The following is a 26,071-nucleotide window of genomic DNA, read 5'->3' as shown; positions in this document are numbered from 1 at the left end:
TATGTGGAGTGGGTCAAGGGGGCGATTCCCGACCATCCTAGACTCCCGTCATTCCCGCCCTTGTGGCGGGAACCCCTCTGTCAGCCGCAAGGGCAGTAGGGGCGGCGTGCTCAGCACGCCGCTGGCGCTTCACGTGCGATCGGAACCAGGGGTTCCCGCCACAAGGGCGGGAATGACGGGAGAGAAGAGAGCTGAACGAGTTTATCGTCTCAAATCCAAAGTCCGTCGGCGTCCACCCCATCCCCCCAGAACCCGGCGGCCGGCGACACGATCCTCCCAGCCTCGACGCGCAGGCCGCCTGGATGGTCTTCCTTCAGCCACCACGGCCCGTCGAGATCGGCGAAGGCGCATTCGGCGGCCAGGTGCAGGGCTGGGGCGATGGCCAGCGACGAGGCGACCATGCAGCCGGTCATCAGGGTGAAGCCCAGGTCCTTGGCCGCGCGCAGCATCGCCAGCGCCTCGGTCAGGCCGCCGGACTTGTCGAGCTTGAGGTTCACGGCCTGGTAGCGGGCGCGCAGGGCCGGCAGGTCGGCGGCGGTGTGCACCGACTCGTCGGCGCAGATCGGGAAGGGCGGGGCGTAGCCTTCCAGCGCGGCGTCTTCACCGGCCGGCAGGGGCTGTTCGACCAAGGCGATGTTGAGGCGCGACAGCTGGTCTTCCAGGCCGCGCAGGATCTCGAAGGTCCAGCCCTCGTTGGGATCGACGATCAGGGCGGCGTCGGGGGCGGCGTCGGCCACGGCGGCCAAGCGGGTGGCGGGGTCTTCCGAGGAGAGCTTGATCTTGATCAGCGGCGCGTCGGCGACCTTGGCCGCGGCGGCGGCCATGGCTTCGGGCGTATCGAGGCTGACGGTGACGGCGGTGATCAGCGCCGGCGGGACGGCGAGACCGGTGCGGGCGGCGACGGAGACACCTGAGGTCTTGGCCCGCAGGTCCCAGATCGCGCAGTCCAGGGCGTTGCGCGCGGCGCCGGCCGGCAGCAGGGCCAGGGCCTCGGAGAGGCCCGCGCCCATGGCGATCAGGCGGGCGGCGGGGGCCAGTTGCGCCTCGACGCCGGCGACCGTCTCGCCATAGCGGGCGTAGGGCACGCTCTCGCCCCGGCCGATGTGGCCGCCCTCGGCGATCTCGACCACCACGACCTCGGCGGCGGTCTTGACCCCGCGCGAGATGCGGAACGGGGCGGCGAGCGGATGGCTGACGGGGCGCACGGCGACGAGACGGCTCATGTCCCTGGCTTGGCGCCGTTCGAGCGCTTTTACGAGGGGGATCAGCGTTTATTGAAACGGGGCAGGGGCGAGTCGGCGCGGCGCTGAGCCATGACCTGCAGGGCAAGGCGCGGGCGGATCACGAACAGGCCGGCCCAGACCAGCAGCACGCCGGCGTAGGAGATCGAACCCAAGACCCCGGTGGGACGTCCCGGGCGGCCGGCGCGCACGCGGCGGGCGGTGCGGACGGGAGCGTCGAAGTACTGGGTCATGGCGATGTCGGTCATGGCTTCCTCCGTGGACGCTGCCGAACCTGCGCCTTGGATGCGTCAGAACTGGACGTATAGCCGAACTGCCATGTCGTCCCTATGTCTGGGGCGAAATACGTCTTTTGGAGTTCCCATGTCGAAGCCGGTCACCATCAACATCCCCCACGAACTCGGCGTGGCCGAGGCCAAGCGGCGGATCGAGAGCGGCTTCGAGCAGCTGGGCGCCCAGATCCCCGGCGGCCTGGCCAACGTCACCAAGGCCTGGCGCGACGACGTGATGGATTTCTCGGCCCTGATCATGGGGCAGACCATCACCGGCAAGCTCAACGTCGCGGCCAATGTGGTGCTGGTCGAGATCGTGCTGCCGGGCTTCCTGGGCATGATCGCCGGCAAGATCACGGGGCAGGTCAAGAAGCAGGGCACGCTGCTGCTCGAGAAGAAGTAGGGGGCGACGCTTCAACCCTCTCTCTTTGAGAGAGGGAGGGGCCCGCGCCGCAGGCGTGGGAGGGTGAGAGGTTACATTCTCTCCGGACAAGGTACGGCTTCGGTGAGGCGTGGATTTGCCGGCAAGCGGTGAAACCCCTCACCCTCCCACCGCTTCGCGGCGGGCCCCTCCCTCTCCCTATGGGAGAGGGGGCAAAATTCTATCCCTTCGCGGCCGCCCGCTTGCGGGGCGCGGTCTTGGCGGCGGGCTTCTTCGCGGGCGTTGTCTTACCCTTCTTCTCGCGCAGCGCCGTGACCTTCTCGAGCCGGTCGTGCGCCCGTTCGGCCGCTGCCTTGCACTGGGCGTGGTAGGCGTCGAGCTCCTTTTCCGACAGCTTCTCGATGCCGACGAAGTCGTTGTCGGCGGTCGAGGTCAGGATCAGCTCGTCGAGCTTGGCCTGGACGGCCTCGCTGTCGCGGTTCTGGGTGTTCTGGATCAGGAACACCATCAGGAAGGTGATGATCGTGGTGCCGGTGTTGATCACCAGCTGCCAGGTCTCTGAGAACTTGAACACCGGCCCGGACACCGCCCACAGGATCACCAGGCCCAGGCAGGCCAGGAAGGTGACGGGGCGGCCTGCTGCCTGGGCGGTGGCGTTGGCGAACTTGGCGAAGAATTTTTCCACGGCGGGCTCCAGGCGCTTTTCAGTCAAACGCCGCCGTGGCCGGCTTCGTTCAGAGCCTGCTTCAGAGCCTTCTGGGATCGTGGTCGTGGCGGCCCACGCTCTCGAACTTGCCTTCCTCGGCCTTGTTGACGAACTGGGCGGCCACCAGCCAGGCCTTCACCGGGCGCAGGGTGGCCAGGCAGCCGATGATCAGGGCGGGGAAGGTAGTCACGAAGTGCACCCAGACCGGCGGGTGGTAGGCGACCTCGACCCAGGCGAAGACGAAGGTCACCAGGATGCCGACGCCGCTCATCACGAAGAAGGCCGGGCCGTCGGCCGGCTCGGCGAAACCGTAGTCCAGGCCGCAGCGGTCGCAGGACGGGGCCAGGGCCAGGAAACCCTTGAACAGCTTGCCCTCTCCGCAGCGCGGGCAGCGCTGGCGCAGGCCGCTGATCACCGGCGGCGGCGGATCGAAAAACTCGTCAGCGGGCGTCATGACCCCTACCTACAATCCGAAAACTGATCCATACATTGTGCATTAAATGTATGGATCAATGATGGGCGACGCAAGAGAGGCGACGCTGCCGCCGGGTGCGGCGTGGCTGCGGCGCGTGGCCGCGGGCGAGGGGCCGATCTATCGGCGGCTGTTCGAGGCCCTGCGCGGCGCGATCGCCGACGGCGAGCTGTCGGCCGGCGAGCAGCTGCCGCCGCAGCGGACGGTGGCGGGCCTGATGGGCGTCGACTTCACCACCGTCACCCGGGCCTATGCCCTGGCCCGCGAGCAGGGGCTGGTGGAGGGCACGGCCGGGCGCGGCACCTTCGTGCGCCGGCGGGCGGGCGAGGAGGAGGCCGGGCGCGTCGATCTCTCGATGAACCTGCCGCCGCAGCCGGAGGGCCTTTCGCTGGCGGCCCTGCTGCGCGAGACGACGGCGGCGGTGCTGGCTCGCACCGATCCATCGACCCTGATGGCCTATCACGCCGGCCCCGGCTCGCTGGCCCAGCGGGCGGCGGGCGCGGCCTGGCTGGCGCCGGGGCTGGGAAGCGTCGATCCGGAGCGGGTGGTCGTCTGCGCCGGGGCGCAGGCGGCGCTGTCGGCGATCCTGGCGGTCGAGACGGTTGCGGGCGAGGCGGTGGTGGTCGAGGCCCTGACCTATCCCGGCCTGCTGGCGGCCCTGGCCGCGCGCGGCGTGCGCGCCGTCGCCTGCCCGATGGACGGGGAGGGGATCATTCCCGAAGCCCTGGCCGAGCGTCTGGCCACGAGCGGCGCGCGCCTCGTCGTGGTCACCCCCACCTGGCAGAACCCGACCACGGCGACGATGAGCCCCGCGCGGCGGGCGGCGATCCTCGAGGTCTGCGCCCGGGCCGGCGTCCGCATCGTCGAGGACGACGCCTATGGCCGGCTGCCCGAACCCGCGCCGGCGGCTCTGGCCCGCCTGGCGCCCGAGCGGACGTGGCACGTGGCGACCCTGGCCAAGGCCCTGACGCCGGGCCTGCGCATCGCCTATGTCGCCGCGCCCGACACGGCGGCCGCCGAACGCCTGGCCGCCGCCGGCCACGCCCTGTGCCAGATGCCCGCGCCGCTGATGGCGGCCGTGGCCACGGCCTGGATCCGCGAGGGGGCGGTCCAGGCGATCCTTGCCGGCGTGCGAAGCGAGGCCCTGGCCCGCCGCGCCCTGGCCGCCGAGATCCTGCCGCGGGCGATCGGTCCGGCCGGCTGCCTGCATGTCTGGCTGGATCGGGTGGGGGTCACGGCGCCCGAGGGCCTGTCGCTGGCGCCCGCCGCCCTGTTCGCCGCGCCCGGGATCGTAACCCCAGGAACAGCTATGGATGGCGCGCGTCTGTCGCTTGGCGCGCCGGGCAAGCGGGCGGTCCTGGCCTCGGCCCTGCGGCGGCTGGCCTAGGATCGCGCGCACGAAAAAGGGGCGGACCCGGAAGTCCGCCCCTTCGATCGTCTTCGGCCGGCTCAGTCGACCAGCGGTCCTTGCGGGCCGTGACCGGCGGGCGCCGTCTCGCCGGTGGGCGGCGGCGCGTGGTGCGAGTGGTGGAAGAACCGCCCCATCTGCTTGGTCGACCAGTTCTTCACCTGGTCCATGAACACGAACACCACCGGGATGTAGAGCAGCGACAGGAAGGTCGAGGTGATCAGGCCGCCGATGACGGTGATCGCCATCGGAGCCCGGAACTCGACGTCGGCGCCGAAGCCGATGGCCACCGGCACCATGCCCGCGCCCATGGCCACGGTGGTCATCAGGATCGGCCGGGCCCGCTTGTGGGCCGCGTCGATCAGGGCCTCGCGGCGGGTCATCTTGCCGTCCTTCATCGCCATGATCGCGTACTCGACCAGCAGGATCGAGTTCTTGGCGGCGATGCCCATCAGCATCAGGATGCCGATCAGGCTCGACATCGAGAAGCTGCTGTTGACCAGCTTCAGCAGGGCGAAGGCGCCGCCGATGGCCAGGGGCAGGGCGGCCATGATGGTCACCGGGTGGGCGAAGCTGCGGAACAGCAGCACCAGCACGACGTACATCAGCAGCAGGCCGGTCACGAGGGCCATGACGAAGCCGGAGATCATCTCGGCGATGAACTCGGCGTCGCCGGCGGCCACTTCCTTGACGCCGGTGGGCAGCGACTTGACCGAGGGCAGGGCGTGCACCCGCTTGGAGGCGTCGCCGACCACGATGCCGTCGAGTTCGGCGGTGATCTCGGCCACGCGCGAGCGGTCCTGGCGGTTGATCTGCGAGGGACCGGCGCCGAAGCGGATGTCGGCCACCGCGTTCAGCGGCACCGAGGCTCCGCTGGACGAGGGCACCTTCAGGGTCTCCAGCACCGACAGGTCCTCGAGCGCGTTCTGCGTCAGGCGCAGGCGGATCGGCACCTGGCGGTCGCCCAGATTGTACTTGGGCAGCGACTGGTCGACGTCGCCGATGGTCGCCACCCGCACGGCCTGCGAGATCGCGCCGGCCGAGACGCCCATGCGGGCGGCCTGGTCGGGACGCGGGGTGACGATGATCTCCGGACGGGCGATCGAGGCGGTGTTGACGACGTTGGCCAGGCCCGGGACCGAGCGCATCTCGGCCTCGACCTTGCGGGCGGCGGCTTCCAGCTCGGGACCATCGTCGCCGACCAGGCGCAGGGTGTAGCTGCCGCCGTCGCCGGGGCCGCCGCCGCTGTTGCTGCCCGCGCCGATGCGGGCGCCGGGGATGGCCTTGAACTGATCGACCATCTGGCGCGTGAACAGCTGCTGGTTCATCCGCTCGCCCTTGGGCACCAGGTCGGCGGTGACGCGCGCCTTGTTGACCCCGTCGTTGCCGACCGAGGCGTAGACGCTCTTCACTTCCGGACGGGCCTTCAGCTCGCGGGCGACGCGCTGGGCAATGGCGTCGGTCTCGTCGAGGGTGGAGCCGGGCGGCAACTCGATCGAGAACGGCGCGCGGCCGCGGTCGGCCGCCGGCTGGAACTCGAACGGCAGCAGCGGGATCAGGGCCAGCGACGCCACGAAGCTGACGAAGCCGATGATCAGCACCTTCCACTTGTTGCGCAGCGACCAGTTCAGGGCCCGCAGGTAGCCCGGCATCCAGAACGGGTCGGTGTCGGGCTTGTGGTGCGGCTTGAGCATGTAGGCGCCCATCAGCGGCGTCAGCATGCGGGCGACCAGCAGCGAGAACAGCACCGAGACGCAGGCGGCCAGGGCGAAGGCCTTGAAGAACTGGCCGATGATCCCGGGCATGAAGCCGGTCGGGGCGAACACCGCCACGATGGTGAAGGTGGTGGCCACCACGGCCAGGCCGATCTCGTCGGCCGCCTCCATCGCCGCGTTGTAGGGCGACTTGCCGCCCCGCATGTGGCGGACGATGTTCTCGATCTCGACGATGGCGTCGTCGACCAGGATGCCCACGGTCAGCGACAGGGCCAGCAGGGTGACGCCGTTCAGCGACTGGCCCAGCGGCGCCATGACCGCGAAGGTCGGCAGCAGCGACAGCGGAATGGCCACGGCCGCCAGGAAGGTGGCCCGCCAGTCGCGCAGGAAGATGAACACGACGATGACCGCCAGGACGGCGCCCAGGATCAGGGCCTCCATCGAGGCCCAGTAGCTTTCCTCGATGTATTTCACGTTCGAGGTCAGCTCGGTGATCGTCAGCTCGGGATGCTCCTTGTCGAGCTTCTCGATGGCCTTGCGGACCTTCTCGGCGACCTTGACCTCGCTGGCGCCGCGCGAGCGGACCATGTTGAAGGTCACGACTTCCTGGTTGTCGGCGCGGGCGCGGTTGCGCGGCTCGGCCCAGCGGTCGGTGACCTCGCCCAGATCGCCCAGGCGCACGGTGCCGCCCGACGACAGCGGGATGCGGGTCTCGCGAAGCTGGTCGACCGAACCGGCCGCGCCCAGGGTGCGGATGGCGCGCTCGGAGCCCGAGACGGTCACCCGGCCGCCGGGCAGGTCGGCGTTGGTGCTGGCCAGGGCCTGGCTGACGGCGGCGGCGGTGACGCCGCGCGCGGCCAGGCGGTCCGGATCCAGGGCGACCTGGATCTCGCGGCTGACGCCGCCCAGACGGTTGACCTCGCCGATGCCCTTGATGGCCAGCAGGGTGCGGGCGACCTCGTTGTCGACGAACCAGCTGCGCTGCTCGGGCGTCATGTTCGGGCCCTTGACCACATAGGTGATCAGCGGGTCGCCCGAGATGTCGATGCGGGTGACGTTGGGGATCTGCATGTCCTGCGGCAGGGCGGACTGCAGGTTGGACATGGCGTTGCGCACGTCGTTGGTGACGCGCTCGTGGTCGACCCCCAGCTCGAACTCGATCATGGTCGATGAGTAGCCGTCGCCCACGGTCGAGGTGATGTGGCGCACCTGGCCCAGGCCCGCGACCGAGTCCTCGATCAAGCGGGTGACCTGGGTCTCCAGCTCGCTGGGGGCGGCGCCCGGGCGCGAGGCCGAGATCACCACCAGCGGCAGGTCGACGTCGGGGTTGTTGTTGATCCGCATGCTGGCGAAGCCGGAGATCCCGGTAATCGTCAGCATCACGAAGAGCATCAGGACGGGGATCGGGTTCTTGATCGCCCAGCGCGAGATGTTGTTGGCGTTCATCGGCCGGGCCCTAGCGCTTGGCGGCTGACTGGGCGGGCAGGGTCGGGGCGGGCAGCACGCCCGACACCCGCACCGCGTCGCCGTCGCCCAGGAAGCCGGCGCCCTGCACGATCACCCGCTCGCCGGCCTGCACGCCGTCGACGGCCGTGACCTCGCCCGTGCGGGCCAGGACCGCGACCTTGCGGAACTGGGCCTTGTGCTGGGCGTCGATCAGGAACACCCCCGCCTGGTTCTGGCGGTAGAGGATCGAGGCGCTGGGCACGACGGGCGAGGCCTGGTCGCCGGCCTGGATCTGGGCGCGGGCGAACATCCCCGGGCGGAAGGCGCCCATCGACGACAGGGCGATACGGGCCACGCCCAGGCGGGTCTGGGCGTCGACCTCGGAGGTGACCAGGCGCACGCGGCCGTCGGCTTGGCCGACCTGCTCGGAGGCGATGCGGGCGGGCATGCCGGCCTTGACCACGCCGAGGTCGGTCTCTGGGATTTCGGCGTCCAGCTCCATGCGGCCGTCGCGGACGATGCGGAAGAGCTCGCTGCCGGCGCTGACGATCTGGCCCTTGGTGACGCTGCGGCGGACGATCAGGCCCGAGACGGGCGCGCGGATCGAGGCCTGGGCCAGGCGGGCGGCGGTCTCGCCCTGGGCGGCCTGGGCCGAGGCCAGCTGGGCGGCGGCGGTGGCCTGCTTGGCCGTGGCGGTGTCGAGCGAGGAGGCCGACAGGAAGCCCTTGGCCTGCAGCTCGCGCGAGCGGCGCAGAGAGGCCTCGGCCTCGGCCAGGGTGGCGCGGGCGCTGGTGACCGCGGCTTCCTGCTGGCGCAGCTGGGCGCGCAGCAGGGTGTCGTTGAGCGCGACCAGCACCTGGCCCTGGCTGACGAACTGGCCTTCCTCGGCGTTGACGGCGACGGCGGTCAGGCCGCCGGTCTCGGCGCCGACCGGCACCTCTTCCCAGGCCGAGATCGTGCCGGAGGCGTTGACCACGCGGGGCAGGGGCAGCACGGCCACCGGCGCGACGCTGACCGTCTGGGCGGCGACGGGCTTCTTGCCCTTGGCCTCGGCCTTCTTTTCCTTGCCGCAGGCGGAAAGGCCGACAGCCGAAACCGTCAGAACCAGGGCCAGCGCCGTCGTGCGCCCGAAAGACCCCTTGAACCCGTAACCCACGACCTGCCCCTTTTTCGTCGAAGTCCCAGCTGGGTCTTCTAGACGAGAAACCGGGTTCGCCGAATTAAATCGGGGTAAGGCGCGTCCAGCGGGGAGGCGGAGGGGGTCAGGCTTCCTTGCGCGCGCCTTGCGCCTCGGTCGCCGAGGCCGCGCGGATCAGCTCCAGCACATCGACGATGATCGCCTGCATGGCGCTCTGGGCGGCCACGGCGTCGCGGGCGATGATGGCGTTGGCCACGTCCTCGTGCGAGGGGATCGAGGCCGTGCGACCCTTGATGCGGTTGGTGAAGCGGATCGAGATCCGCAGCGCCGTGTTCACCAGCTCGTGCAGCTCGCTGTAGAACGGGTTCTTGGTCGCGCTGAGGATGGCGATGTGGAAGGCGATGTCCGCGGTCAGCGGATCGTCCTCGCCCTCGGCGGCCGCCTTCATCCGGGCCAGGCCCTTGCGGATGGCCTCCAGGCCCGCCTCGTCGGCGTTGCGGGCGGCCAGGGCCGCGGCGACCGGCTCGATGCCGAGACGCATCTCGGTGAAGTCCGACAGCAGGCGCAGGCTGAACTTGCGCTCCAGCAGCCAGCGCAGCACGTCGGGATCGAGCAGGTTCCAGTTGGCTTCCGGCTCGACCACCGTGCCGTGGCGGGGGCGGGCGCTGAGAAGGCCCTTGGCGGTGAGCATCTTCACCGCCTCGCGGGTCACCGTGCGGCTGGCCCCGAACTTCTTGGACAGCTCGCCTTCGGTCGGAAAACCGATCTCGGCGTATTCGCCCGTGACGATGGCCTGACCAAGCGATTCCACGAGGCCGTAGGTGAGGCTCAGTCCAGGCTGGGTTCGCATCGCCAAAGTCTTCTTTTCTATACGTCGGACGCGGAGGGAATCACCCCTGTGTAACGTGGTTCGGGCAGGCCCGGAACGGTCACGTCATACGCGAATACATCGCCAGCGTGCGGTTGTCTGACCAATTCGTCATCCGAGAGCTCGTCGCGCGCCGAGGTGACGTACAGCGTGCGAAGGTCCTCGCCGCCGAACGCCACGCAGGTGGGCTGGCTGGCGGGCACGCGCAGGGTGTCCAGCACGCGGCCGTCGGGCGCATGGCGCACAACGGTTCCGGCGGCCCAGCGGGCGCTCCACAGGCAGCCTTCGGAATCGACCGTGGCGCCGTCGGGATAGCCCTCGGTCACCTCGGCGAAGACCCGGCGGTTGCTCAACGTCCCGTCCTCGTCGAGGTCGAAGGCGAAGATGGTCTGCAGCGGGCTGTCGGAAAAATAGGCGGTCTTGCCGTCGGGGCTGAAGGCCAGGCCGTTGGCGATCTGCACGCCGCCGAAGTGGGCGGTGAAGTCGCCAGCGTGGTCCAGCCGCCAGACGCTGGCTTCGGCAAGATGCCGGATGGCCTCGTCCTCGACCATGGTCCCGGCCCAGAAGCGGCCCGAGCGATCGACGCGGCCGTCGTTGAAGCGGCGGCCGTTGGCCTGCGCCTCCACGCGGTGCAGCCAGTCGACCTGGCCCGAGGCGAGGTCGAACAGGCCAAGGCCAGTCTCGAAGGCGGCGACGACGCGGCCCGCTTCACCCGGAAGCAGGGCGATCGAGCCGATGCGCTCGGGGGCGGCGAAGGTCTCGACCGCGCCGCTGGCGGGATCGAAGGCGCGCAGGCGGCGGCTCTGGATGTCGGTCCACAGCAGGCGGCCGGCGTGGATGTCCCACACCGGCCCCTCGCCGAGCACGTCGCCGGCCGCGATGATCGCGGCCGGCTGCTGGTTAGCGATCACCACCACGTGGCGTACAGGGCGATGAGGATCAGGATCACGCCCACGCCGGCGATGTTGAAGCCGGTGGTGGTCTTGTAGGTGACGCCTTCGAGGCTGACGACGTTCACTTCCTTTTTCTGCGGGGCGACCAGCGAGACGATCACGGCCGCGGCCAGGGTCAGCAGGAACACCAGGCCCACGCGGTTCATGAACGGCATGCCGAACATGCCCAGCTTGTTGAGGAAGAAGAACAGGCCCGACAGGCCCGCGCCGCCGATCGCGGCCACCAGGGCCGAGGCCGTGGTCGCGCGCTTCCAGAACAGGCCCAGCATGAAGATCACCACGATCCCCGGCGTGAAGAAGCCGGTGAAGTCCTGGATGAACTGGAAGGCCTGCTCGGCGCCGCCCAGCAGCGGCTTGGCGGTCAGGATGCCGATGATCACGGCGACGACGGCGGTCACACGGCCGACCAGCACCAGGTGCTGCTCGGACGATTGCGGCTTGGCCTTGGCGTAGAGGTCGAGGGTGAAGATGGTGGCGATCGAGTTGATCTTGGCGGCCAGCGACGCGACGATCGCGGCCACCAGGGCGGCGAACACCAGGCCCAGCAGGCCGGGCGGCAGCAGCTTCATCATCTCCGGATAGGCTTGGTCGGGCTTGATCGAACCCGGCACCAGCACCAGGGCGGCGATGCCCGGCAGCACCACGATGACCGGCATCAGCAGCTTCAGATAGGCGGCCAGGGCGATGCCCTTCTGGGCTTCCGGCAGGTCCTTGGCGCCGAGGGCGCGCTGGATGATGTACTGGTTGAAGCCCCAGTAGCTGATGTTCATGATCCACAGGCCGCCGAACAGCACCGAGAGACCCGGCAGGTCCTTGTAGTGCGGGCTGGCCTTGTCGAGGATCATGTCGAAGTGTTCGGGGAACTGGGTGGTCAGGTGGTGGAAGCCGCCGATGACGCCGCCCGCGCCGCCGATCTTGTCGAGCGACAGCCAGGCGATGATCAGGCCGCCCATGACCAGCAGGGCCACCTGGACGATGTCGGTCAGGGCCACGGCCTTGAGGCCGCCCCACAGCTGGTAGGCCAGGGCGAAGACGCCGATCGCGGCCAGGGCCATCATCTGGTCCATGCCGGTCACGGTGTGCACGGCGATCGAACCCAGCCACAGGATCGAGGTCAGGTTCACGAACACGTACAGGCCCAGCCAGAACACGGCCATGATGGTCCGCACGCTGGGGCCGTACCGCTGCTCCAGGAACTGCGGCATCGTGACGATGCCGTTCTTCAGGAACACCGGCAGGAAGAACTTGCCGACGATCAGCAGGGTCAGGGCCGCCATCCACTCATAGGAGGCGATGGCCAGGCCGATGGCGTAGCCCGAGCCGCTCATGCCGATGATCTGCTCGGCCGAGATGTTGGCGGCGATCAGCGAGGCGCCGATCGCCCACCAGGGCAGAGCCTTCGACGCGAGGAAGTAGTCGGTCGAGTTCTTCTTCTGCCCGCCCTTGTCGCGGGAAACCCACTGCGCCAGGCCGAAGATGGCCACGGCGTAGATCGCGAGGATCGCGAGGTCGATGGTTGCTAGATTCACGTGGGCTTCCCCCCTTTAGGGCTGCTCTTCGTTATGATCGTTAGACGGCTCAGCCGCCGGTCTGCGCAGTCCAGGCCGCGACCAGGGCGCGGGCGCGCTCGCCGACCTCTGCCGCCGTGTAGCCCGGACGGTAGAGTTCGCCGCCGACGCCGATGCCGGCCACGCCGATGTCGAGCCAGGGCTTGAGGTTGGCCGCGCCGACGCCGCCGACCGCATAGATCTCGATGTCCTTGGGCAGGACGTCGCGCACGGCCTTCAGGTGGCCCGGGCCGAACGAGCCGGCCGGATAGAGCTTCAGCGCCTTCGCGCCGGCCTTCACGGCGACGAACGCCTCGGTCGGGGTGGAGAAGCCGGGCATGACGGTCAGGCCCAGCTCGACGGCGCGCGAGATGACCTCGGGGTCGATGTTGGGGGTGACGATCAGCTTGCCGCCGACCGCGGCCACGTCGTCGACCGCCTGCGGGGTCAGGACGGTGCCGGCGCCGCACAGGGCCTTGTCGCCGAAGGCCTCGCACAGCTTGCCGATGCTGACCAGCGGCTCGGGCGAGTTCAGCGGGATCTCGATGTAGCCGATGCCGGCGTCGACCAGCGCGCCGGCGATCTCGACGATTTCATCGGGCTTCACCCCGCGCAGGATGGCGACGATGGGCGGGGCGTCAGGCAAGGACATGGGCATCACGCGTCAAAGAGGTGGACAGGGAGGATAGGCCGGCGAGAACGGCGGCGTCGCCGTCGATCTCGAAGCTGTCGCCGCCGGCGGCGGCGATGGCCTTGGCGTAGAGGACGTTCAGCGCCGGGGCGCCGATCAGGGCGACCTTGCCCAGCTTGCCGAACCAGCCGGCCGCGCCGGCCGCGTCGGCGCCGATCAGCAGGCCCGACAGGAAGCCCATCGCATCAGCCTTGGGCAGGCCGTCGATCAGCTGGCGACTGCGGGTCTCGAACAGCAGGTGGGGCAGCAGGGCCGCGCCCTTGTCGGTGATCCGCGAGAGGCCCAGGTCGAAGCCTTCCGGCGTCGCGGGCGCGTCGCCGGCGGCGGCCTTGGCCAGGATCGAGTGCTCGCGCAGGATGGCGAAGACCTCGCCGACCGGGGCGGTGAGGAACGAGGTGATCGCCCCGTCCTCGACCACTACCCACTTGGTGTGGGTGCCGGGCATGGCCAGCAGGTGGCGGCCGGTCTTCAGTTCAGGGTTCAGCGCCAGGGCGCCGAGGATCTGGGTCTCCTCGCCGCGCATCACGTCGGGGCCGCCCAGCGGGTTGATGCACGACAGGCCCGGCACGATCGAGACGGTCAGGCCCTGGGCCTCCACCCTGACCAGCCGCTCGGTGATCGCCGCGGCGTTGGCGGGGCAGGGGGCGTAGGGCGCTTCGACCCAGCCGTTGCGCGAGCCGACCATGCCGCACAGCAGGATCGTCTCGGGACCGGCCTCACGCCAGTCGCCGACGAGGTCGAGGAAGGTCTGTTCGGGCGAGGCGGTCAGCGAGCCAATGCCGGGGCCGTCGCGGCGATCCAGCACGCTCTTGCCCTGGCGCAGATAGAGGCGCAGGCGCGAGGTGCCCCAGTCGCCGAAGATGGTGATGGACGGATCGGACGCGACCATCAGCAGGCTCCCCCGTTTCGTGCGCTTCTATGGTGAAGCCGTCCGGAGTCGTCAGCCTGCGTCATGTTCGTCCCTAAACGCGCGCCTGGCGGGAGTCTTTCACGCCGGGTCGCAAGGCATTTATAATATAATAATGATCGGCGCAAACGGCAGGGTGGTCCAGCCTCCTGCGAGTGTGGTCAGACCATTGTTTCGCCTAGGGGTTTAGGTTTGTAGCGTTTGCGCCTGTGGCCCAAAAGCGGCGCCTATAGCGGAAATGATAGCGCTATCAATTTTGGCTTGATGACCACAATTATATGACTATAGCTACCAATCAGATTGTGCGGGGCGGGTTGTTCCGCACGTCACCGGCGCCGATGAGAACGCCGGGGCGGATTCACCTACTGGGGAAGGAAACGGGCATGCGACGCCTCAATAACTCACATCGTTTCATGTTCGGCGCTTCGGTCCTGGCGCTGTGCGCCGTGGCTCCGTTGACAGCGCTGGCGCAGACCGCCGGAACGACCACGGAAGACACCCAGGTCGAAGAGATCGTGGTCACCGGTCAGCGGGCCCAGATCCAGTCGGCCCAGAAGATCAAGCAGAACGCCGAAGTGATCGTCGACTCGATCACCGCCGTCGACATCGGCGCCCTGCCGGACCGTTCGGTCTCGGAAGCTCTGCAGCGCATCTCGGGCATCACCCTGCAGCGCACCAACGAAGCGCGCGACCCGGCCCGGATGGCCGCGGAAGGCGGCGGCGTGGCCATTCGCGGCCTGTCGTGGGTGCGTTCGGAAACCAACGGCCGTGACATCTTCTCGGCCAAGAACGGCCGCGGCCTGAGCTTCGAAGACGTCTCGGCCGACCTGCTGGCCGGCGTCGACGTCTATAAGAACCCGTCGGCCGACATGATCGAAGGCGGCATCGGCGGCACCGTCAACCTGCGCACCCGCGTGCCGTTCGACCAGAAGGGCCGCCTGTTCGCCTTCTCGGGCGACTACAACTACGGCGAGCTGCAGAAGAAGGGCTATTACTCGGGCAACGTGATCGCCAGCGATCGTTGGGACACCAACATCGGCGAATTCGGCGCCCTGCTGGCCTACAGCTATTCGGAAGTCGGCAACCGCACCAACAGCATCTCGGTCGACCGCTACGACCCGATGACCGTCAACGGCAAGACCGTCTATGTGCCCAAGGCCATGGGCTGGCGCTCGGTCGACTGGGAGCAGAAGCGCCAATCGCTGGCCTTCGCCGCCCAATGGCGCCCGAACGACAAGTTCGAGTTCACCCTGCAGGCCATGGGCTCGAAGGCCGATCCGAAGGACCTGGAGCGCGCCGCTCTCGTGGAAAACACGATGAGCCAGAGCAACGCCAACGGCTACACCTACAACTCGGACGGCGTGTTCACCGGCGGCACCGTCTATGACGCCCAGTACACCGCCGACACCCGCGCCGGCGAAGGCCACAAGAAGACGGGCGACATCGCCCTGAACGGCAAGTGGTTCGTCAACGACGCCTGGACGATCTCGGGCGACCTGCAATACGTGAAGTCGACCTCGAAGACCTCGAGCCTGACCGTCTTCACCCAGCTGCAGGACAACGCCGGCGTCGACGGCGACCTGCCGGACGTCAACTGGAACCTCAACACCAGCGTCCCGACCGTCACGACCGTCGGCGCCAACAACACCTACGTCAAATCCCAGTACTACTGGGCCGCGGCCATGGACCACATCGACGAAAGCGAAGCCTCCGAAAAGGCCGCCCGCCTCGACGTGACCTACGAGTTCCCGGAAGACGGCTGGCTGAAGACCTTCCGGTTCGGCGTCCGCGCCACCGACAAGGAATTCGAATCCCGCGAGTCGAGCTGGAACTGGAGCCTGCTGAGCGCCCAGTACTGGGGCGGCGGCACGCCGGTCTACCTGACCGACAGCGCCACCTCGAACCTGTCCGAGCTCTACACCTTCAAGAACTTCTTCGGCGGCGACGTGCAGGTGCCGGGCGTGGCCTGGTTCCCGACCGCCGGCGTGGTCACCAACGGCGCCCAGAACGCCTACAACCTGCTGAAGTCGACCGAGACGGCCGGCTGGGGCTGGTCGCCGGTCACCACCTACGCCGACGCCAACAACAATAATCAGAACGAGAAGACCTACGCCGGCTACGGCCTGTTGCGCTTCGGTTCCGACACCCCGTTCGGCACGAACATGCCGCTCGACGGCAACATCGGCGTCCGGATCGTGAAGACCGAAGCCACCGCCGGCGCCGGCGCCGCGGTTTCGAGCGCCCCGACCACCAGCTGCGCCACCGGCGTCATCGCCGCCGACCTCGCGCACTGCAACGCCGCCGTGGCCTTCGGCAGCGGCACCCTGACCACTGCGGGCGCCAGCAACGACTACACCGACGTCCTGCCCAGCCTGAACCTGCGCTGGCACGTGACGCCGCAACTGCAGATCCGCTTCGCCGCCTCGAAGGCCGTCGTGCGTCCGACGATGGTGCAGCTGCAGCCCTACACGACCCTGGGCTTCAACTTCGCCACCAGCGGCACCACGGCGACCAGCCTGTGGGCGACCGGCACCGGCGGCAACCCGAACCTGCGTCCGACCAAGGCCAACCAGTTCGACCTGAGCGCCGAATGGTACTTCGCGCCGACCGGCAGCCTGACGCTGGCGCTGTTCCGCAAGAACATCAAAGACTACATCTACACCGCCACCAGCACCGAGACCTACGTCCAGAACGGTCAGTCGATCGACTTCGCCGTCACCCGTTACGCCAACGGTTCGGACGGTTCGGTCCAGGGCTTCGAGATCGGCTACCAGCAGTTCTACGACTTCCTGCCGGGCGCCCTGTCGGGCATCGGCGTGCAGGCCAACTACACCTTCATCGACAACGAGGGCGGCGCCAACGCTCCGGCCAGCGTGTTCGACAGCACCCAGGTCGGCGCCGCCAACTCCAAGCTGCCGATCGAAGGCATGTCGGGCCGCAGCTACAACGTCGCGGTGATGTACGAGAAGTACGGCATCTCGGCTCGCCTGGCCTACAACTGGCGTCAGCGCTACCTGCTGACCAGCTCGGCGGCCAACGTCAACGCTCCGGTCTGGTCGCGTGACTACGGCCAGCTGGACGGCTCGGTCTTCTACAGCATCAACAAGCAGTACAAGGTCGGCGTCCAGGCCACGAACATCCTCAAGGAACGCACCGTCCTCGAGGTCGGCTATCCGGAACGCGTCGCCCCCTACAACTGGGTGGAGACCGACCGTCGCGTGGCCTTCGCGGTCCGCGCCGCCTTCTAAGGCGGTCTGACTTGACCTGAAAAAGGGCCCTTCGACGATCCGGACCAGCTATGGTCGGGGCCGTCGGAGGGCTTTTTTGTTGAGGGGCGTCGCGCAAGAGGACGCCCGTGTGGGAGGGCGCGCGTGGTGGATCAGCCTATTCGCAAGGTCGTCGTGGTGGGCGGGGGCACCGCCGGCTGGATGACGGCCGCGGCGTTCAGCCGGTTGCTGGTCGGCCCGACGGTGCAGGTCGAGGTCGTGGAGTCAGAGGCCATCGGCACGGTCGGCGTCGGCGAGGCCACCATCCCGACCATCCGTCACTTCAACGAGAAGCTGGGCCTCGATGAGGTCGAGTTCATCCGCCAGACCCAGGCCAGCTTCAAGCTGGGCATCGACTTCCGCGACTGGGGCCGGGTCGGCCACCGCTATTTCCACGGCTTCGGCGACTTCGGGGCCGACCATGAGCAGGTGCAGGCCCATCAGCTGTGGCGGCGTCTGCGGGCCCTGGGCGACGGCAGCAATCTGGAGGACTGGTCGCTGCCGACGGCGGCGGCGGCGTTGAACCGCTTCATTCCGCCCAGCCCCGATCCGCGCTCGCCGCTGCACGACTACTCCTACGCCTACCATTTTGACGCCGGGCTCTACGCGGCCTTCCTGCGCCGCTACGCCGAGGCGCGCGGCGTCGTCCGCACCGAGGGCAAGATCGTCGACGTCGCCCTGCGCGGCGCCGACGGCTTCGTCGAGGCGGTGGTGCTGGACGACGGCCGGCGGGTGGAGGGCGACCTCTTCGTCGATTGCTCGGGCTTCCGCGCCCTGCTGATCGAGCAGACCCTGAAGGCCGGGTTCGAGGACTGGTCGCGCTGGCTGCCCTGCGACCGCGCCCTGGCCGTGCCCTGCGCCACCGGCGGCGACGGCCTGACGCCCTACACCCGCTCGACCGCCCGCGAGGCCGGCTGGCAGTGGCGGATCCCGCTGCAGCACCGCACCGGCAACGGCTATGTCTATTCCAGCGCCTTCGTCGACGACCAGCGGGCGGCGGACACCCTGATGTCCAATCTCGACGGCGCGGCCCTGGACGATCCCCGGCCGCTGCGCTTCCTGGCCGGCCGTCGCAAGAAGTTCTGGGATCGCAACGTCGTGGCCGTGGGCCTGTCGGGCGGCTTCCTGGAGCCGCTGGAATCCACCTCGATCGCCCTGATCCAGAACGGGATCGCGCGGCTCTTGGAATTCTTCCCCGACCGTCGCTGCGATCCGCTGCTGGCCGACGAGTTCAACCGCGTCTCGGCCCAGGAATACGAGCGCATCCGCGACTTCATCATCCTGCACTACTGCATCAACCAGCGGGACGAGCCGATGTGGCGGCAGGTCCGCGAGGTCGAGCTGCCCGACAGCCTGCAGGCCAAGATCGCGCTCTACAAGGCGCGCGGCCACGTGGCGATTTACGAGGGCGACGGCTTCGCCCGGCCCAGCTGGATCTCGATCTACAACGGCCTGGGCGTGGTGCCCGAGGCCTACGATCCGCTGGCCGACCGCATTCCCGAGGCCGATCTGCGCCGGCTGATGGATCACCGGCGGGCGGTGATCCGCCACGCCGCCCAGTCGATCCCGACCCAGGCGGCGTTCATCGCCCAGCATTGCGCGGCCGATCCGATCGGCTGAGATAACGGCAGGAACCCTTGGGGGAGGGAGACATGCAGGACACCGACCGAAGCCTTCGCAAGATCGTGGTCGTCGGCGGGGGCACGGCCGGCTGGATGGCCGCCGCGGCCCTGTCGCAGCTGGTCGGCGTCCGGTTCGGCGCGATCGAGGTGGTCGAGTCCGACGAGATCGGCACGGTCGGGGTGGGGGAGGCGACGATCCCGCCGCTGCACCTCTTCCACGCCCTGCTCGGTATCGACGAGAACGCCTTTGTCCGCGCCACCCAGGGGGCGTTCAAGCTAGGCATCGAGTTCCGTGACTGGGGCCGCAAGGGCGGGCGCTACTTCCACCCGTTCGGGGCCTATGGGGCGCCCATGGGGCTGTCGCCGTTCCACCAGACCTGGCTGCGGGCCAGGGCCGAGGGCGTGGTCGCCGAGCTCGACGAATACAATCTGGCCGCCAGCGCCGCGGCCTTGAACCGCTTCGTCCGCCCGCCGCCGCCAGGCCAGGCGCCGCCGGTGTTCTCGACCTTCGGCTACGCCTTCCATTTCGACGCCTCGCTCTATGCGAAGTTCCTGCGCCGCTTCGCCGAGGCGCGGGGGGCGCGGCGGACAGAGGGCAAGATCGTCGATGTCGCCCTGCGCGACGAGGACGGCTTCGTCGAGGCCGTGACGCTGGAGGACGGTCGCCGGATCGAAGGCGACTTCTTCATCGACTGCTCGGGGTTCCGGGGGCTGCTGATCGAGCAGGCCCTGAAGACCGGCTACGAGGACTGGAGCCACTGGCTGCCCTGCGACCGCGCCCTGGCGGTTCCCAGCGCCAACACCGGTCCGCTGACGCCCTACACCCGGTCCACGGCCGACGCGGCCGGCTGGCGCTGGCGCATCCCGCTGCAGCACCGCACCGGCAACGGCCATGTCTATTGCAGCGCCCACATCAGCGACGACGAGGCGGCGTCCGCCCTGCTGGCGGGTCTGGACGGCGAGGCCCTGGCCGATCCCCGTCCGCTGCGCTTCACACCCGGCCGCCGGCGCAAGGCCTGGAACCGCAACGTCCTGGCCCTGGGCCTGGCGTCCGGCTTCATCGAGCCGCTGGAGTCGACCAGCATCCACCTGATCCAGACGGCGATCACGCGGCTGTTCAGCTACTTCCCCGACCGCGACTTCGACCCGGCCACGGTCGAGGAATACAACCGGCTGTCGGCGCAGGAGTTCGAGGAGGCGCGTGATTTCGTCATCCTGCACTACGCGGTGGGCGAGCGCGACGACACCGAGCTGTGGCGCTACTGCCAGGCGATGAGCCTGCCCGACAGTCTGCGGCGCAAGATCGATCTCTATCGCGGCCACGGGCGGATCCACGTCCTGCTCAACGAGCTCTTCAAGGAGCACAGCTGGCTGGCGGTGCTGGAGGGGCAGGGGGCGCGGCCCGAGCGCCTGGATCCCCTGACGGGCCTGATCGACGGCGCGGCCCTGCGCGGCCAGCTGGGCGCGATCCAGGCCGCGGTGCGCCAGACCGCGCAAGCCTTGCCTTCCCATGAGGCGTTCATCGCCAGCCATTGCCGCGCGGAGGCATGATCCCGCAAAAAAATGGGCTGACAACGCTATCAATTCCCTTGCGTCGTCATTTGTATGATTATACATATGACGAGTGGCGCCGAGGTCGCGAAAGCGACTGTTCGGCCGTGCGGATCTCCTGCGAGGTCTGCCAGCGCGCCGCGCGAACCACCTCCCCGGTCTCGCGCGAAGTCTTTTCAACCGCGCATCGCCTCCTGCGGGCGATGCGCGGATTTTTTTGCCTTTTCCCTAAATTTTACAAACTGTTGCTGGCTAGAGCGTCGGCATCACGCACCGTGAAAACCGGTTGCAATCGCGGCCGCCTCGGCTAATTGTCCTATTTATAAGAATGGTAGCGGTAACGAGTTGGCGGGGCTGAAGTCTCTCGCGCGACCGCCGGATCGGGAGGAGGCGAGGGGGCATGTCCATTCCCTTTGACAGCGCTTACTTCCGCGGCGAACGCTCGATGCAGGCTTAAGGTCCGACCGGCTGGCCAGCAGGAGGTTTTCGCGTGACGTTTCGAACCCGTAAGCACGGGCTCGCCGCCCTAGGCGCGATCCTCAGCCTGTCGCTGGCCGCCCCGGCCTTCGCGCAAGCGCCGCTGCCCAAGCTGGTGACCAAGAACGGCAAGCACGCCCTGCTGGTCGACGGCAAGCCGTTCCTGATGCTGGGCGTGCAGGCCAACAACGCCGCCAACTATCCCTCGCAATTGCCCAAGGTGTGGCCGGCCGTGAAGGCCCTGAGCGCCAACACCCTGGAGATCCCGGTCGCCTGGGAGCAGATCGAGCCGGTCGAAGGCAAGTTCGACTTCTCCTATGTCGACCTGCTGCTGAAAGAGGCCCGCGAGAACGACACCAAGCTGGTGATCCTGTGGTTCGCCACCTGGAAGAACAACGGCCCGCAGTACGCGCCGGAATGGGTCAAGCTCGACAACAAGCGCTTCCCGCGGCTGATCAACGGCAAGGGCGAGATGAAGAACTCGCTGTCGCCGCACTTCCGCTCGACGCTGGAGGCCGACAAGAAGGCCTTCGTCGCCCTGATGCGCCACCTGAAGGCGGCCGATCCGGACCACACCGTGATCATGGTCCAGCCCGAGAACGAGGTCGGGGCCTACAGCGCCATCCGCGACTTCTCGCCCACCGCCCAGAAGATCTTCGACGGCCCCGTGCCTGCGACGCTGGTCAAGGCCATGGGCAAGAAGCCCGGGACCTGGAAAGAGGTGTTCGGCAAGGACGCCGACGAGTTCTTCTACGCCTGGTCGATCGGCCGCTACGTCGACGAGATCGCCGAAGCGGGTAAGCGCGAGCTGCCGCTGCCGATGTACGTCAACGCCGCCCTGCGCGACCCCTTCCACGACCAGGATCCGTTCACCTACTCTTCGGGCGGCCCGACCTGGAACGTGCTCGACGTCTGGAAGGCCGCCGCCCCGTCGATCGACGCCCTGGCCCCCGACATCTACATGCGCGAGAGCGAGAAGGTCCGGAAGACGCTGGAGCAGTACGGCCGCGCCGACAATCCGCTGTTCGTGCCCGAGATCGGCAGCGACAAGGCCTATGCCCGCTACATCTACGACGTGCTGGGCCATCAGGGCATCGGCTTCGCCCCGTTCGGCCTCGACTACACCGGCTATTCCAACTACCCGCTCGGCGCCAAGACGGTCGACGCCAAGACGCTGGAGAACTTCGGCGTCCACTATCGCCTGCTGTCGCCGATGGCCCGCGAATGGGCCCGCCTGTCCTTCGAGGGCAAGGTCTGGGGCGTGGGCGAGCAGGAGGGCGGCAAGCCCGAGACCATCGACCTGGGCGGGCGCTGGAACGTGCGCGTCACCTACGGCGAATGGCAGTTCGGCTCGATCGAGGCCCCGTGGATGGCCAAGGCCGAGAAGCAGCCCGACCGCGAGATCCCCGACGCCGGCGCCCTGATCGCCCAGCTCGGCCCCGACGAGTTCCTGATCACCGGCTACCGCGCCCGCCTGACCTTCGGCTCGGCCAAGGGCGAGCAGTTCATGGTCTCGCGGGTCGAGGAAGGCCACTTCGATGAGGCGGGTCAGTGGGTGTTCGACCGCGTCTGGAACGGCGACCAGGTCGACTACGGCCTGAACCTGACCACCTTGCCCCAGATCCTGAAGGTGAAGCTGGCGACCTACTAAGAGCGCGACAGCCGAAAGTGTGAGCGGTTTCGGCGGTTGTCGCGCGACCAGGAAAAAGCCGCCGGCTCCACCCCACAAAAAGACAACGAGAACAGGGAAGAACGAAGACATGCGCAGCATCTATCGGGGCGGCGGCCTGGCCGCTGGCCTGGCCCTCTCCCTGCTGGCCTCGACCAGCGCCTTCGCCCTCGACGGGGCCTTCGAGAAGACCCCCGACGGCGTGGTGGTGACGCCCGCGTCGGGCCCGGCCAAGAGGGTCCGGCTGCAGGTGATGGGCGAGCGGATCATCCACGTCACCGCCTCGCCGACCGAAACCTTCGACGCCCCGCCCAGCCTGATGGTCACGGCCAAGCCGGTCACGACCGGCTTCACGGTCGACGCCAAGGGCGGGGTGCTGACGCTGAAGACGGCCAAGGCGACCGCCCAGGTTTCGCTGAGCGACGGCACGGTCGACTTCCTCGACGCCAAGGGCCGCAAGATCCTGGGCGAGCGCGACCGCGGCGCCTTCACCCCGACCAAGGTCGAGGGCCAGGACTTCTACGTCGTCCGCCAGCAGTTCAATCCGGGCACGGACGAGGCCTTCTACGGCCTGGGCCAGCACCAGAACGGCCAGATGGACTACAATGGCCAGGACGTCGAACTGCTGCAGTACAACCGCTCGATCGCGGTGCCGATGCTGCTGTCGTCGCGGGGCTACGGCCTGCTGTGGGACAACAACTCGATCACCCGCTTCGGCAACCCGATCCCCTACGACGTCGCTTCGCGCGACCTGAAGATCTTCGACGCCGACGGCAAGGCCGGCGGCTTCACGGCCAAGTACTACCAGAACGGCCAGCTGAAGGTGACGCGGGTCGAGAAGGACATCGACTACCGCTTCCTGAAGGACCTGCCCAACTGGCCGGCAGAGTTGCAGACGGCCGAGAAAAAGCTCCAGCCCGGCCAGACCGTGGTGTGGGAAGGCGCGATCCAGACCGACAAGGCCGGCGAGCACAATTTCAAACTCTATTCGAGCAGCTACGCCAAGGTCTGGCTGGACGGCAAGCTGGTCATCGACCGCTGGCGCCAGAACTGGAACCCCTGGTACCATAACTTCGACGCCAAGCTGACGCCGGGCAAGAAGCACAAGATCCGCGTCGAGTGGACGCCGGACGATGGCTATATCGGCCTGCTGCACAACGACCCGATGCCGAGCGCGGACCGCCACTCGCTGCAGTTCACCTCGGAAGTCGGCAAGGCCATCGACTACTACTATGTCGGCGGCGACGACCTGGATCAGGTGGTGGCCGGCTATCGCGACTTGACCGGTTCGGCGGTGATGATGCCGCGCTGGGCCTACGGCTTCTGGCAGTCGCGCCAGCGCTACGAGACCCAGGACCAGATCGTCGGCGTGGTGAAGGAGTACCGCAAGCGCGGCCTGCCGCTCGACAACATCGTCATGGACTGGCGCTACTGGAAGGACCCCGAGTGGGGCACCCACAAGTTCGACGAGACGCGCTTCCCCGACCCGCAGAAGATGATCGACGACATCCATGGGCTGAACGCCCACTTCATGATCTCGATCTGGCCGAAGTTCTATCCGACCACGGACAACTACAAGGAGCTCGACGCGGCCGGTCACATGTATCACCGCAACGTCGAGCAGGGCGCGCTCGACTGGGTGGGCCCGGGCTACCTGAACTCGTTCTACGACCCCTACACCCAGGAAGCCCGCGACATCTATTGGCGTCAGGTGAAGAAGAACCTGAAGGTCTACGGCGTCGACGCCTGGTGGATGGACGCCTCCGAGCCCGACCTGCACTCGAACGTCGACGTGCCCGAGCGCACCCTGCGCATGAGCCCGACGGCGCTCGGCCCGGGCGCGGAATACTTCAACAGCTACGCGCTGGAGCACACCCGCGGCGTCTATGAGGGCGAGATCAAGGACAACCCGGACGTCCGTCCGTTCATCCTGACCCGCTCGGGCTTCGGTGGTTTGCAACGCAACGCCTCGGCGGTGTGGAGCGGCGACGTCGTGGCGCGCTGGGACGACTTCCGCGACCAGATCTCGGCCGGCGTGAATCTCTCCATGTCGGGCATCCCCAACTGGACCACCGACATCGGCGGCTTCTCGGTCGAGAAGCGCTATGAGAGCAAGGACCCCGCCCACTGGGCCGAGTGGCAGGAGCTGAACCTGCGCTGGTTCCAGTTCGGCGCCTTCAGCCCGCTGTTCCGCAGCCACGGCGAGCTGCCGTTCCGCGAGATCTACGAACTCGCCGACGAAGGCAGCGACGTCTACAAGTCGCTGGCCTGGTACGACGAGCTTCGCTACCGGCTGATGCCCTACGTCTACACCCTGGCGGCCGACACCTATCACCGCGACGGCAGCATGATGCGCGGCCTGGTGATGGACTATCCGACCGACGCCAAGGCCCGCACCGTCAACGACGAGTACCTGTTCGGCGACGACTTCCTGGTCGCCCCGGTGACGGCGTTCAAGGCCCGCTCGCGCGGCGTCTACCTGCCGGCCGGAACCTGGTACGACTTCGAGACCGGCAAGGCGGTCAAGGGCGGCCAGACGGTCAAGGCCGACGCGCCCCTGGCCCGCATGCCGCTGTTCGTGAAGGCCGGCGCCATCGTGCCGACCACCGAGGTGCAGCAGTATGTCGGCGAGAAGCCCGACGCGCCGATCACCCTGCTGGTCTTCACCGGCAAGGACGGCAAGTACGAGCTCTATGAAGACGACGGCCTGTCGAACGGCTACGCCCGCGGCGCCTGGGCCCGCACGCCGATCTCCTATGACGACGCCAGCGGCCGGGTGACCATAGGCGCCCGCTCGGGCGGCTTCAAGGGCCTGGTCGAGAAGCGCACGTTCAGGGTCCGCTTCATCGGAAACGGCGCCAAGCCCATCGACTTCGACGCGGCGGCCGACCTGACCGTCGAGTACGATGGCCAGCCGGTGGTGCTGACCCGGAAGTAGGGTTCATCCCTGATGAGCCAGCGAGGGCCCGGCGGCGACGCCGGGCCCTTCGTCGTTTCAGACCAGGGGACAGGTCACGGCATAGACGTGGCGCGAGCCCAGCAGGCCCTTGTGGATCTCTACGCAGATCGGGAAGCCCACTGGGTGCAGGGCGTAGACGCCCTTGGTCACGGGCAGGTCATCGAAGGTTTCCCGCCGGCCGTCGATCGTGGCGCCGACATCAAGGCTTGCCCAGCCTCGGCTTGGCCAATAGGCGTCCTCGACCACGCCTTGGATCACCGTGAAGTTGTTGCGCGTGACGGCGAGGTCGATGGCGGAGACGACGCCCCAGCCCCACGCGAAGGCGATGACCGCGGCGAAGGCTTTGGTCGTCAGGTTCCGCCCATGGGTGTCGGCGACGAGCATGGAAATCCAGAGCACGGCGCCAAGGCCGGCGGCCATGGCGAGCAGGCCGCCGCAGTCCATGAAATGCTGCCGGAAGCTCGGGATGCACAAGGCCAGGGCGGGCATGCTCCAGGCCATGAAGAGGTTCTCCGCTCCCGGCATGCCCTTGGCTTCGAACAGCGACAGTTCCGGATCGCGCCTGACCAGCCAGATCGCCGCCCAAGGCGTCAGGGCCGCCAGGGTCACGACGATGGGATAGGGCCATGGCTTGATCATCAGCCAGAACCCCACCGCCACTGACCATACGGCCAGCCAGCCCGCCGCCACGATGGAGCGGTTCGAGGGGCCGATCCGATGCACTAAGCCGCCAATCATGGCGCGACCCTAGGGCGAGCTTCACCTTAAGCGCCAGTGAAAC

The 26,071-nt window shown here is 68.2% G+C and carries 19 protein-coding genes; 7 read left to right on the top strand and 12 right to left on the bottom strand.

All coding sequences use genetic code 11. The features are described 5' to 3' along the window. Window positions 1–209: 209 nt before the first annotated feature. Together dgcA and didA are read right to left on the bottom strand one after the other, a co-directional pair. A complete protein-coding gene (gene dgcA, locus AC07NS_RS15435) occupies window positions 210–1,223 on the bottom strand; it encodes an N-acetyl-D-Glu racemase DgcA (RefSeq protein WP_494604590.1) in 1,014 nt (337 codons plus the stop codon). Window positions 1,224–1,264: 41 nt separating this feature from the next. Next, the gene (gene didA / locus AC07NS_RS15430) at window positions 1,265–1,489 is read right to left on the bottom strand and encodes a DNA damage-induced SOS-independent cell division inhibitor A (RefSeq protein WP_494604589.1); all 225 of its coding nucleotides are present in this window, start codon (window positions 1,487–1,489) and stop codon (window positions 1,265–1,267) included. Window positions 1,490–1,604: 115 nt separating this feature from the next. Between didA and AC07NS_RS15425 the strand changes: the two genes are divergently transcribed. Further along, window positions 1,605–1,916 carry a polyhydroxyalkanoic acid system family protein gene (locus AC07NS_RS15425; RefSeq protein ID WP_494604587.1) on the top strand — a complete coding sequence of 104 codons (312 nt, stop codon included), beginning with the start codon at window positions 1,605–1,607 and terminating at the stop codon, window positions 1,914–1,916. A 199-nt stretch (window positions 1,917–2,115) separates the two neighbouring features. Here the strand turns inward: AC07NS_RS15425 and AC07NS_RS15420 are convergent, their stop codons facing one another. Both AC07NS_RS15420 and AC07NS_RS15415 read right to left on the bottom strand, forming a co-directional pair. Beyond that, a complete protein-coding gene (locus tag AC07NS_RS15420) occupies window positions 2,116–2,580 on the bottom strand; it encodes a low affinity iron permease family protein (RefSeq protein ID WP_494604586.1) in 465 nt (154 codons plus the stop codon). A 61-nt stretch (window positions 2,581–2,641) separates the two neighbouring features. Continuing rightward, window positions 2,642–3,055, bottom strand: coding sequence for a DUF983 domain-containing protein (locus AC07NS_RS15415; protein ID WP_494604584.1), 414 nt, complete (start codon window positions 3,053–3,055; stop codon window positions 2,642–2,644). Between the two features lie 61 nt (window positions 3,056–3,116). Between AC07NS_RS15415 and AC07NS_RS15410 the strand changes: the two genes are divergently transcribed. Continuing rightward, window positions 3,117–4,460 (top strand): aminotransferase-like domain-containing protein, encoded by a 1,344-nt coding sequence (locus AC07NS_RS15410; RefSeq protein WP_494604582.1) that lies wholly within the window; start codon window positions 3,117–3,119, stop codon window positions 4,458–4,460. A gap of 62 nt (window positions 4,461–4,522) precedes the next feature. Here the strand turns inward: AC07NS_RS15410 and AC07NS_RS15405 are convergent, their stop codons facing one another. The 7 genes from AC07NS_RS15405 to AC07NS_RS15375 form a co-directional block, all read right to left on the bottom strand. Then, a complete protein-coding gene (locus tag AC07NS_RS15405) occupies window positions 4,523–7,642 on the bottom strand; it encodes an efflux RND transporter permease subunit (protein ID WP_494604580.1) in 3,120 nt (1,039 codons plus the stop codon). A 10-nt stretch (window positions 7,643–7,652) separates the two neighbouring features. Further along, window positions 7,653–8,798 (bottom strand): efflux RND transporter periplasmic adaptor subunit, encoded by a 1,146-nt coding sequence (locus AC07NS_RS15400; protein WP_494604579.1) that lies wholly within the window; start codon window positions 8,796–8,798, stop codon window positions 7,653–7,655. Between the two features lie 106 nt (window positions 8,799–8,904). Continuing rightward, window positions 8,905–9,630, bottom strand: a complete 726-nt coding sequence (locus AC07NS_RS15395) for a FadR/GntR family transcriptional regulator (protein WP_494604578.1) — start codon at window positions 9,628–9,630, stop codon at window positions 8,905–8,907. A 17-nt stretch (window positions 9,631–9,647) separates the two neighbouring features. Next, window positions 9,648–10,565, bottom strand: a complete 918-nt coding sequence (locus tag AC07NS_RS15390; RefSeq protein WP_494604576.1) for an SMP-30/gluconolactonase/LRE family protein — start codon at window positions 10,563–10,565, stop codon at window positions 9,648–9,650. Beyond that, a complete protein-coding gene (locus AC07NS_RS15385; protein WP_494604574.1) occupies window positions 10,556–12,130 on the bottom strand; it encodes a sodium/sugar symporter in 1,575 nt (524 codons plus the stop codon). Before AC07NS_RS15385 ends, AC07NS_RS15390 begins: the two co-directional genes overlap by 10 nt. A 49-nt stretch (window positions 12,131–12,179) precedes the next feature. Next, window positions 12,180–12,800: a 2-dehydro-3-deoxy-6-phosphogalactonate aldolase gene (locus AC07NS_RS15380; protein ID WP_494604572.1), complete on the bottom strand. Its 621-nt coding sequence runs from the start codon at window positions 12,798–12,800 to the stop codon at window positions 12,180–12,182. Beyond that, window positions 12,787–13,728: a 2-dehydro-3-deoxygalactonokinase gene (locus tag AC07NS_RS15375; RefSeq protein WP_494604570.1), complete on the bottom strand. Its 942-nt coding sequence runs from the start codon at window positions 13,726–13,728 to the stop codon at window positions 12,787–12,789. The genes AC07NS_RS15380 and AC07NS_RS15375 overlap by 14 nt, the downstream gene beginning before the upstream one ends. A gap of 401 nt (window positions 13,729–14,129) precedes the next feature. Between AC07NS_RS15375 and AC07NS_RS15370 the strand changes: the two genes are divergently transcribed. The 5 genes from AC07NS_RS15370 (at window position 14,130) to AC07NS_RS15350 (ending at window position 25,269) form a co-directional block, all read left to right on the top strand. Continuing rightward, window positions 14,130–16,994 carry a TonB-dependent receptor gene (locus tag AC07NS_RS15370; protein WP_494604569.1) on the top strand — a complete coding sequence of 955 codons (2,865 nt, stop codon included), beginning with the start codon at window positions 14,130–14,132 and terminating at the stop codon, window positions 16,992–16,994. Window positions 16,995–17,117: 123 nt separating this feature from the next. Continuing rightward, window positions 17,118–18,632, top strand: coding sequence for a tryptophan halogenase family protein (locus tag AC07NS_RS15365; RefSeq protein ID WP_494604567.1), 1,515 nt, complete (start codon window positions 17,118–17,120; stop codon window positions 18,630–18,632). 32 nt (window positions 18,633–18,664) lie between these two features. Beyond that, window positions 18,665–20,185, top strand: a complete 1,521-nt coding sequence (locus tag AC07NS_RS15360) for a tryptophan halogenase family protein (RefSeq protein WP_494604565.1) — start codon at window positions 18,665–18,667, stop codon at window positions 20,183–20,185. 490 nt (window positions 20,186–20,675) lie between these two features. After that, on the top strand, window positions 20,676–22,313 hold the full coding sequence (locus AC07NS_RS15355; protein WP_494604563.1) for a DUF5597 domain-containing protein: 1,638 nt from the start codon (window positions 20,676–20,678) through the stop codon (window positions 22,311–22,313). Window positions 22,314–22,422: 109 nt separating this feature from the next. Then, window positions 22,423–25,269, top strand: coding sequence for a glycoside hydrolase family 31 protein (locus AC07NS_RS15350; protein WP_494604561.1), 2,847 nt, complete (start codon window positions 22,423–22,425; stop codon window positions 25,267–25,269). Window positions 25,270–25,326: 57 nt separating this feature from the next. On the opposite strand, the gene AC07NS_RS15345 is transcribed toward AC07NS_RS15350, so the two are convergent. Beyond that, entirely contained in the window at window positions 25,327–26,028 is a 702-nt protein-coding gene (locus AC07NS_RS15345; RefSeq protein WP_494604559.1) for a hypothetical protein, read from the bottom strand. Window positions 26,029–26,071: the final 43 nt, after the last annotated feature.

The sequence above is a fragment of the Caulobacter sp. GW821-FHT10A10 genome, assembly GCF_059415745.1.
This window is presented reverse-complemented; position numbering and strand designations above follow the sequence as displayed.